Genomic DNA, 9711 nt, shown 5'->3' on the forward strand with positions numbered 1-9711 from the left:
CAGGCTACGCGCCCACACGCTCAAACCAGGCGCTCTCGTCGATCACCTCGATGCCGAGCGCCGCGGCCTGCTTCAGCTTCGAACCGGCGCCCGGCCCGGCGACGACGAGGTCGGTCTTCTTCGAGACCGAGCCCGCGACCTTGGCGCCGAGCCGCTCGGCCATCGCCTTCGCCTCGTCGCGCGTCATCCGCTCGAGCGAGCCGGTGAAGACCACCGTCTTGCCGGCGACCGGGCTGTCGGAGGCCGCCTGCTCCATCGGCTCGACTGCGACCTCGGCGATGAGCGCCTCGACCGCCTCGCGATTGTGCGCCTCGCGGAAAAACTCGACCACCGCCTCCGCGACGACGCCGCCGATGCCATCCACATCGATCATCTCGCGCCAGGTCTCGTTGCCCTTCGGCGGCTCCTCCTCGGGGGTGCGCGCGGCGAGCGCCGCTTCGGCGAGCGCCGCGATGTCCGGATAGTGCCGCATCAGCCGCTTGGCGTTGGTCTCGCCGACATGGCGTATGCCGAGAGCGTAAAGGAAGCGGTTCGCCGCGATGTGCCGCCGCGCCTCGATCGCGGCGAAGAGATTGCGAGCGCTCGTCTTGCCGAAACCGTCGCGGTTCTCGAGCTTGGTGAGCGACGCTGCATCGCGCTGTGCGAGGGTGAAGATGTCGGCCGGCTGGCGGACGAGCCCCCATTCATAGAAGGCCTGGACCTGCTTCTCGCCGATGCCCTCGATATCGAAGGCGTCGCGCGAGACGAAATGGCGAATGCGCTCGACCGCCTGCGCCGGGCAGACGAGGCCACCGGTGCAGCGGCGGACCGCCTCGCCCTCCTCGCGCACGGCATGGCTGCCGCAGACCGGACAGACGGTCGGGAAGACGTATTCCGCCGCCCCCTCCGGCCGCTGCTCGACGACCACGGCGACGACCTGCGGGATGACGTCGCCGGCGCGCTGGATCACCACCGTGTCGCCGACCCGGATGTCCTTGCGGCGGATCTCGTCCTCATTGTGCAGCGTGGCGTTCTGCACCACGACGCCGCCGACCGTTACCGGCGCGAGCTTTGCGACCGGGGTGAGCGCGCCGGTGCGGCCGACCTGGATCTCGATCGCGTTGACGACCGTGGTCGCCCGCTCGGCCGCGAATTTGTGGGCGATCGCCCAGCGCGGGCTGCGCGAGACGAAGCCGAGCCGGTTCTGCAGCGCAAGGGCGTTGATCTTGTAGACGACGCCGTCGATGTCGTAGCCGAGCCGGGCGCGGTCGGCTTCGAGGCCGCGATAGAAGGCGAGCCCCTCCTCCGCCGTCTCGCACAGCACCATGCGCGGATTGGTCGGCAGGCCCCAGGCGCGGAACGCCTCGACCATGCCGAGCTGGGTGTCGGCCGGCATCGCGCTCATCTCGCCCCAGGCATAGGCGAAGAAATGCAGAGGCCGAGCGGCGGTGATCGCCGGATCGAGCTGGCGGAGCGACCCGGCCGCGGCATTGCGCGGATTGGCGAAGGTCTTCGCGCCCTCCTCGGCGAAGCGGGCGTTCATGCTCTGGAAGTCGGCATGCGTCATGTAGATCTCGCCGCGGATCTCGACGACCTCCGGAACGCCCTCGGGGAGATGCTCGGGAATCTCCGCGACGGTGCGGGCGTTCGGCGTGACGTTCTCGCCCTCCGCACCGTCGCCGCGGGTCGCCGCGGTGACGAGGCGCCCGCCCTCATAGCGCAGGGACAGCGACAGGCCGTCGATCTTCGGCTCGGCGGTGAAGGGAAGCGGCCCCTCATGGCGCAGGAAGCGGCGGGCGCGGTCGAGGAACTCGACGACATCCTCGTCGGTGAAGGCGTTGTCGAGCGACAGCATCGGCACGCGATGCGCCACTTTGGCGAAGCGCTGCGCCGGCGCGGCGCCCACCTTCGCCGAGGGGCCGCCGGCAGCGAGCGCCGGGAAGCGCCCCTCGAGCGCCCGCAGCCGCCGCCGCAGGGCGTCGTAGTCCGCGTCCGAGACGGTCGGCGCGTCGTCCTGGAAATAGCGCCGGTCGTGCTCGGCGATCTCTGCGGCGAGCCGCGCATGCTCGGCCGCGGCCTCAGCGGCGGAAAGACCGTCGATCTCGGCGAAGCGCCCTTCGGTCATGGCGTCTCTCCCTTTCGAGAGGAGAGGTGTGCCGCGGCCGGGCGACGCCTGCAAGGGCGAAGGGACGGGCAAAGGGACGGACCGGCCGCGATCGGGGCGGAAGGCGACCGGTCCGCCGCCCCGGTCAGGCCGTGCCTTCGGCCGCGATCGTGAACCGCACCAGACACTGGCTGCGGAAATCCTCCGAAACGCGGCGCCAGACATCCTCCGCGGCCCGCCTTTCGCCATACGGTCCGAACACCCGGGCACTCCCCGCGACGAGGTCGGTAAAATCCGTCGAGGCGTATTCGCCGCCGACGATCCAGAAGCGCGCTCTGCTCATGCCGCCCTCCCCTATTCCGCCGCCGCGACGAACTGCGCCGCCTCGGTCGACGCCGCCATGGCGGTCGTCGAGGCGAGGCCGCCGGTGATGGCGAGCGACACCTGGTCGAAATAGCCGGTGCCGACCTCGCGCTGGTGGCGGGTCGCCGTATAGCCCTCGGCCTCGGCAGCGAACTCCGCCTGCTGCAGCTCGGAATAGGCGCCCATGCCGCGGTCGCGATAGCCGCTCGCCAGCGCGAACATCGAGTGGTTGAGCGCGTGGAAGCCGGCGAGCGTCACGAACTGGAAGCGATAGCCCATCGCCCCGAGCTCGCGCTGAAAGCGCGCGATCGTGCCGGCATCGAGCTTCGCCCGCCAGTTGAATGACGGTGAGCAGTTATAGGCGAGGCGCTTGCCGGGATGGTGCCGATGGATGGCCTCGGCGAAGGTGCGCGCCTCGTCGAGATCGGGATGCGAGGTCTCCCACCACAACAGGTCGGCATAGGGCGCGAAGGCGAGGCCGCGGGCGATGCAATGGTCGAGACCCGTCCCCTCCTTCAGCCGGAAGAAGCCTTCCGGCGTGCGCTCGCCCGGCTCGATGAAGGGCCGGTCGCGCTCGTCGATGTCGGAGGTGATCAGCCGCGCCGATTCGGCATCGGTGCGGGCGACGACGAGGGTCGCGACGCCCATCACGTCGGCGGCGAGGCGCGCCGCGACGAGATTGCGCTCGTGCGCCGCGGTCGGGATCAGCACCTTGCCGCCGAGATGGCCACACTTCTTCTCCGAGGCGAGCTGGTCCTCGAAATGGACGCCCGCCGCGCCGGCCTCGATATAGGCCTTCATGATCTCGAAGGCGTTGAGCGGCCCGCCGAAGCCGGCCTCGGCGTCGGCGACGATCGGCGCGAACCAGTCGCGCGACACCGCGCCCTCGGCCCGCTCGATCTGGTCGGCGCGCTGCAGGGTTCGGTTGATGCGGCGGCAGAGCTCCGGCCCGGCATTGGCGGGATAGAGGCTCTGATCGGGATACATCGCACCCGCCGTATTGGCGTCCGCCGCCACCTGCCAGCCGGAGAGATAGATCGCCTTCAGCCCGGCGCGGACCATCTGCATCGCCTGATTGCCGGTGACGGCGCCGAGCGCGTGGACATAGGGCTCCTCGGCGAGCAGCCGCCAGAGCCGTTCGGCACCGCGCTCGGCGAGCGTATGGGCCACCCGCACCGAGCCGCGCAGCCGTGCCACCTCGGCGGCCGAATAGGACCGGCGGATGCCGTCGAACCGCCCGGGGGCGGCGTGGGGGACGAGTTGCTCGAAGGTGGACATGATCGCCCGCTCCTCTCTTCGGGATCGTGACAGGCCGGCTTCGTCTCGAGGCGGCGCCGACGGAGCGATACTGGCGCGACCCAGGACCTTGTGCAATATTGACAGAGTCGAAATCGAGATACGATGTCATAGCATGACAATACGAGGGAGAAAGCCTGTAAAGCCGTGACAGAGGAGAAGAAGCTCTTTCTCGGGCCGCGCCTGCGGCGGATGCGACGCGAACTCGGCCTCAGCCAGACCGACATGGCGGGCGGGCTCGGCGTCTCTCCGAGCTATGTCAACCTGATGGAACGCAACCAGCGGCCGGTGACGGCGCAGATGATGCTGCGGCTCGCCGAAGTCTATGATGTCGACATCCGGGCCCTCGCTCCGGCCGACGACGACCGCATCCGCGGCGAGATCGAGGAGGCGCTCGCCGATCCGCTGTTCCGCGACCTCGCCATTCCGGTGCAGGAGGCGCGCGACCTGATCGAGCAGACGCCGGCCGTCGCCGATGCGCTCGCCCGCCTCTATGCCGCCTACCGGCAGGCGACGCGCGACCGGCCCGATACGACGGTCGCGGCCGAACGGGGCTTCGCCTTCGATCCGATCGAGCGGGTACGGAGCGCCATCGAGGCGGCGCACAATCATTTCGCCGAGCTCGATGCGGAGGGCGCGGCGCTGGCCGCCGATCTCGCCGCCGACCCGGGCGACACGCTCGCCGCGCTCGGCCGCCGCCTCGCCGAGCGGCACGGCATCCGCCTGAGGGTCCTGCCCGCCGAGATCATGACCGACGGGCTGCGCCGTTTCGACCGCCATCGCCGCCATCTGCTGCTCTCGGAGCTTCTGACACCCTCCGGCCGGGTCTTCGAAGCGGCGCTCCAGACGGGCCTGATCGAGCATTCGGCGCTGATCGACCGGACCGTCGCCGCCGCGCTCGGCGGCGAGGCGGACCCGCTCGTCGTCCGTCTGCTGCGGCGTTCTCTCGCCAGTTATTTCGCCGGTGCGACGATGATGCCCTATGACCGCTTTCTCGATGCGGCGGAGGCGGTGCGCTACGATCTCCTCCTGCTCGCGCGCCGCTTCGGTGTCGGCCTCGAGCAGGTCTGCCACAGGCTGACGACGCTGCAGCGGCCGAGCCGGCGCGGCGTGCCCTTCTTCATGATCCGCATCGACGAGGCGGGCAATGTCTCGAAGCGCTATGCTGCCGGGCGCGTCCCACTCGCCCGGCAGGGCGGCGGCTGCGCGCTGTGGACCCTGCACGCGGCCTTCCGCTCGCCCGACGTCCCGCTGACCCAGCGGCTCGCCCTGCCGGACGGCGGCGAGTTCCTCTCGGTGGCGCTGATGCTGCCGCCGGCCGCCCTGCCCTTTCCGGCACGGCCCGGCCGCTTCGCCGTCGCCCTCGTCGCCGAGGCGAAATACGCCGCCCGGATCGTCTATGCCGACGGGCTCGGGTCCGCGACGCCGATCGGCATCGCCTGCCGGCTGTGCGAGCGGGCGGACTGTGCGCAGCGCGCCGAGCCGCCGGCCAACCGGCCGCTCATCCTCGACGAGAACACGCGCCGGATCGCGCCCTTCCGCTTCGATGCCCGGCGCTGATCAGCGCGCGGGATCGGGATTGTGCGGCACGAAGAGGCGGTATCGCTCCGTCCACCAGACCACGGCGAGACCGGCTGCGCCGCAGAAGAAATAACCGAGGCCGAGCGGCAGTACCGTGCCATCGAAGGCCTGGCCGACCACCGTGCCGATCGCCGCGCCGAGCAGCGTCGTATAGAAGCCGATGAAGGACGAGGCGGTGCCCGCCACGCGGCCGAGCGGCTCCATCGACATGGCGCTGAAATTGCCGACCGTGAGCGCGAACAGGAACTGGTTCGCGGCGAGCGCCGCGGCGAAGAGCAGGAAAGGCGGCTTGCCGTCGAAGACGAGGGCGAGCAGGACCTGGATGAGACCGAAGATTGCGAAGCCGATGATCCCCGTGTGCGAGATCCGGCGCATGCCGAGCTGGCGCACCAGGCGCGCATTGAGGAAGGAGGCGACCGCCATCAAAGCGGCGATGGCGCCGAACACCGCCGTGAAGATCGGGCCGAGCGCGTAGACGTCGGTCTCGAAGATCTGCTGCGCCGAGGAGATATAGCCCATCAGCGCGCCCATCATCAGCGCCATCGCCGTCGAATAGCCGAAGGCGACGCGGTTGGTGAGGCAGAGCTTCATGCCGTCGAGGATGCCGCGGACGGAGAAGGGCAGCCGCCGCTCCGGCGCGAGCGTCTCCGGCATGCGCAGCGAGAACCACACCGCGATGATGAGGCAGAGCGCCAGCATCGACAGGAAGATCAGGTGCCACGAGCCGAACAGGAGGGTCACCGCGCCGAGCGAGGGGGCGACGATCGGGATGATCAGGAAGATCATCATGCTGAACGACATCACGCGCGCCATCTCGCGGCCGTCGAAGCGATCGCGCACGATCGCCGGGGCGAGCACGCGCACGGAAGCGACGCCCATGCCCTGGACGAAGCGGGCGACGAGCACGGCCTCGAAGCTGCCGACGAAGACCGCCATCAGGCTGCCGACGGCATAGATGGCGAGACCGAGCAGCACGGACGGACGGCGGCCGATGATATCGGAGAGCGGGCCGTAGACGAGCTGCATCAGGCCGAAGCCGATCATATAGACGGCCACGACGAGCTGGGCGCGGTTCGGATCGGCGAGCCGGAAATCGCTCGCGATATAGCCGAAGGCCGGCAGGAGATTGTCGATCGACATCGCGGCGAGCGACATCATCAGCGCGATCAGCGCCACGAACTCGACGAAGGACGGTTCGCCGGCGCGCGCGCCCTCTCGGGTGACACTGGACATGGGCGTCTCGGTTCGGAAAAACGGGCGCGAGCCCGATCGCGATGGATCGGCGCGGTCGTCACCCCACGGGATGGTCTGGCTGCTCTGCGGTTCCTTGTGCACCGCCCTCGATCGAAAGGCAACCTGACAATCGGCGGAAGGTTGCGAACCGGGCGCGGCCTTCAGCCCTCTGCGCCGACGAGCAGCCGTTCGGCGGCGGCGCGGGCCTCGTCGGTCACGACCGCGCCGGCGAGCATGCGGGCGATCTCCTCGCGGCGGCGGGCGGGATCGAGCGGCGCGACACGGGTCGAGACGCGATCCTCGCCCTCGACGCCTTCCTTGGCGATCAGGAAATGCGAGGCCGCCCGGGCCGCGACCTGCGGCGCGTGGGTGACCGAGAGCACCTGCACGCGCTCGGCGAGGCGGGCGAGCCGGCGGCCGATCGCCTCCGCCACGGCACCGCCGACGCCGGTGTCGATCTCGTCGAAAACGAGGGTCGGCGCCGAGCCTCGATCGGCGAGCGCCACCTTGAGGGCGAGCAGGAAGCGCGACAACTCGCCGCCCGATGCCACCTTCATCATCGGCCCCGGCCGCGTGCCGGGATTGGTACGGACGTGGAAGTCGACGGCGTCGATGCCCTCCTCGGTCCGCGCCTCGTCGTCGCTCGCGATGGCGACGATGAAGGCGGCCCGTTCGAGCTTCAGGGCAGGCAGCTCCGTGGCGACCCGCTCCTCGAGCGCCCGGGCCGCGACGCGGCGTTGCTGCGAGAGGGCCGCGGCCCGGCCGTCATAGCTGCGCCGGGCGGTGTCCGCCGCCGTTTCGAGCGCGGCAAGCCGCTCCTCGCCGGAATCGAGCGCCGCGAGATCGGCGGCCATCCGGTCGCGGAGCGCGCCGAGCTCCTCGACCGGAACGTCGTGCTTGCGCGCCGCGGCACGCAGCGCGAACAGCCGCTCCTCCGTCCGCTCCAGTTCCTTCGGATCGAAATCGGCGGCCCTGAGCGCGGCGGCGAGCAATTGCTCGGCGGCCTCGAGCGAATCGATCGCGCCGTCGATCGCCTCGACGACGCCGTCGAGCAGGCCGCCCGCCTCGCCGCGCTTGCGCTCCAGCCGGCGCGCCAGGCTCGCGAGTGTCGGCACGGGCGAGGCGTTGCCGGAGAGGGTGTCGTGCGCTTCCGACAGTTCGCCGGCGATCCGCTCCGCCTGCATCATCCCATGACGCCGCTCGGCGAGCTCGCCCTCCTCGCCGGCGCGCGGACCGAGGCGGCCGAGCTCGTCGACCGAGGCGCGCAGATAGTCGCCCTCCGAGCGGGCATTGGCGATGCGACGCCGCAGCGCCGAAAGCTCCGTCTCGACCGCCCGCCACGCCCGGTGCGCGGCGGCGACGCCGGCAACCTCCGTTTCCAGACCGCCGAAGGCGTCGAGCAGCCGGCGGTGCACCGCACCGTCGACGAGCGCCCGATCATCGTGCTGGCCGTGGATTTCGACGAGCAGCGCGCCGAGATCGCGCATCAAGGCGACGCTCACCGGCTGGTCGTTGACGAAGGCGCGCGTGCGGCCGTCGGCGGTCTGGACACGGCGCAGGATCAGCGCGTCCTCGGCCTCGATGGCGTTGTTCGCGAGGAAGAAGCGGGCCGGATGCCCCGCCGGCAGTTCGAACAGCGCCGTCACCTGCCCCTGCGCCGCACCATGGCGCACGAGCGCCCCGTCGCCGCGGCCGCCCAGCGCGAGAGCGAGGGCGTCGAGGAGGATCGACTTGCCCGCGCCGGTCTCACCGGTCAGCACGGTGAGACCGCGCGCGAAGTCGATCTCGAGCCGGTCGATCAGGACGATGTCACGGATCGACAGCGTCTGGAGCATGGCCTGCCGACGCCGGCCTCAGCCGACCACCTTCTGGAATGCCTTGGAGATCCAGGAGCCCTTGTTCTCCTGCGGCGCGACGCCGCCGGTCTGCAGGAGCGTGAAGGCGTCCTTATACCAGGGGCTGTCGGGGAAGTTGTGGCCGAGCACCGCCGCGGCGGTCTGCGCCTCGGGAACGATGCCCATCGACAGATAGGACTCGGTCAGGCGATAGAGCGCCTCCTCGGCGTGCCGGGTGTCGCTGTATTCGGTGATCACCACCTTGAAGCGGTTCACCGCCGCGATGTATTCGCGCCGCTCGAGATAGTAGCGACCGACCTGCATCTCCTTGCCGGCGAGTTGGTCGCGCGTCTTGATGATCTTGTCGCGGGCGTCGTCGACATACTCCGAATCCGGATAGCGGTTGATGACCTCCTGCATGGCGGCCATCGCCTCGCGCGTCGCCTTCTGGTCGCGCGTGATTTCCGGGATCTGGCGGAAATAGGATTCGCCGATCATGTACTGTGCGTACGCCGCGTCGGCGCCCGAGGGGTAGAGCGTCAGATAGCGCTTGGCCGCAGTGATCGTCTCGGCATGGTCGCCGCGCTTGAAATGGGCGTAGGCGGTCATGATCATCGCCTTCTTCGCCCATTCGGAATAGGGATGCTGACGGTCGACCTCCTCGAAGCGGCCGATCGCGTCCTTGGTCTTGCCCTTCTCCATATAGGCGAGACCCTGATTGTAGAGCTCGCCCGCGGCCGTCTCCGGCTCGGGTTCGGGCTCCTTGTCGCCGCCGAAGCCGAGGCAGCCGGCGAGCGCGAGGAAGGAGGAGAGCACCGCGGCGCGAAGCGCGATCGCTCCCACCCGCCGATACGCGGCGACCGAGGCGGGCGTGTAGAGATCTGCTTCGTTCATCGACACTCGAGCGCGGCTGGGCACGCTCGCCTCTCCAAAGCGGGAAGAACGGAGCCGTTTCTTAGCCGAAACGGCGCGCGGACGCCACAAGGGCTGGCAAGCCATTGGTGCAATTTCGTGGCAGGACCGCGGCGGGACGCCTCATGCGCCGCGAGGTGGGCGGAATGTTCGGGAAATCGCGAGAAAGGCCACAGCCCCGGCGGGCGGCCGGAACAGCGGGGACACGGTCCGGTCGGCCCTGCCCGCACCGGGAGGATCCGAGTCGCGCACCGCCGAAGGACGCGCCGTCCTGGCGTGAAGGTGCCGCTCACCGCCCGCGAAAAAGGAAGGGGCACCCTCACCCTTCGCATCCAGGCTCGCTTCGCTCGCCAATGCGAAGCCCTCTCCCGCGAGCGGGAGAGGGGGCGGAACCGACGGTGCCGACCT

At 70.0% G+C, this 9711-nt stretch carries 7 protein-coding genes; 1 reads left to right on the top strand and 6 read right to left on the bottom strand.

Annotated features, from left to right (window positions below):
• Window positions 1-4 precede the first annotated feature (4 nt).
• From ligA to aceA, 3 genes are all read right to left on the bottom strand, one after another.
• On the bottom strand, window positions 5-2104 hold the full coding sequence (ligA, locus tag GGQ63_RS21560; protein WP_183858692.1) for an NAD-dependent DNA ligase LigA: 2100 nt from the start codon (window positions 2102-2104) through the stop codon (window positions 5-7).
• Window positions 2105-2228: 124 nt separating this feature from the next.
• Window positions 2229-2426: a DUF4170 domain-containing protein gene (locus tag GGQ63_RS21565; protein ID WP_183858693.1), complete on the bottom strand. Its 198-nt coding sequence runs from the start codon at window positions 2424-2426 to the stop codon at window positions 2229-2231.
• Between the two features lie 11 nt (window positions 2427-2437).
• Window positions 2438-3724, bottom strand: coding sequence for an isocitrate lyase (gene aceA, locus GGQ63_RS21570; RefSeq protein WP_183858694.1), 1287 nt, complete (start codon window positions 3722-3724; stop codon window positions 2438-2440).
• 165 nt (window positions 3725-3889) lie between these two features.
• Here aceA and GGQ63_RS21575 point away from each other — a divergent pair, with 165 nt between their 5' ends.
• Window positions 3890-5302: a helix-turn-helix domain-containing protein gene (locus GGQ63_RS21575; protein ID WP_343061248.1), complete on the top strand. Its 1413-nt coding sequence runs from the start codon at window positions 3890-3892 to the stop codon at window positions 5300-5302.
• Here GGQ63_RS21575 and GGQ63_RS21580 read toward each other — a convergent pair whose 3' ends face one another.
• The 3 genes from GGQ63_RS21580 to GGQ63_RS21590 form a co-directional block, all read right to left on the bottom strand.
• The gene (locus GGQ63_RS21580; RefSeq protein WP_183858695.1) at window positions 5303-6556 is read right to left on the bottom strand and encodes a multidrug effflux MFS transporter; all 1254 of its coding nucleotides are present in this window, start codon (window positions 6554-6556) and stop codon (window positions 5303-5305) included. It abuts the gene before it with no gap.
• A 161-nt stretch (window positions 6557-6717) separates the two neighbouring features.
• Window positions 6718-8391: a DNA repair protein RecN gene (recN, locus tag GGQ63_RS21585; protein ID WP_183858696.1), complete on the bottom strand. Its 1674-nt coding sequence runs from the start codon at window positions 8389-8391 to the stop codon at window positions 6718-6720.
• Window positions 8392-8409: 18 nt separating this feature from the next.
• Entirely contained in the window at window positions 8410-9285 is an 876-nt protein-coding gene (locus GGQ63_RS21590) for an outer membrane protein assembly factor BamD (protein ID WP_183858697.1), read from the bottom strand.
• Window positions 9286-9711 lie beyond the last annotated feature (426 nt).

Source organism: Prosthecomicrobium pneumaticum, assembly GCF_014199915.1.
GTDB lineage: Bacteria > Pseudomonadota > Alphaproteobacteria > Rhizobiales > Kaistiaceae > Prosthecomicrobium > Prosthecomicrobium pneumaticum.

What these genes read in the sequence shown, in the direction of transcription:
- ligA (WP_183858692.1), bottom strand. Translation starts at nt 2,104, where the DNA reads ATGACCGAAGGGCGCTTCGCCGAGATCGACGGTCTTTCCGCCGCTGAG.
- GGQ63_RS21565 (WP_183858693.1), bottom strand. Translation starts at nt 2,426, where the DNA reads ATGAGCAGAGCGCGCTTCTGGATCGTCGGCGGCGAATACGCCTCGACG.
- aceA (WP_183858694.1), bottom strand. Translation starts at nt 3,724, where the DNA reads ATGTCCACCTTCGAGCAACTCGTCCCCCACGCCGCCCCCGGGCGGTTC.
- GGQ63_RS21580 (WP_183858695.1), bottom strand. Translation starts at nt 6,556, where the DNA reads ATGTCCAGTGTCACCCGAGAGGGCGCGCGCGCCGGCGAACCGTCCTTC.
- recN (WP_183858696.1), bottom strand. Translation starts at nt 8,391, where the DNA reads ATGCTCCAGACGCTGTCGATCCGTGACATCGTCCTGATCGACCGGCTC.
- GGQ63_RS21590 (WP_183858697.1), bottom strand. Translation starts at nt 9,285, where the DNA reads ATGAACGAAGCAGATCTCTACACGCCCGCCTCGGTCGCCGCGTATCGG.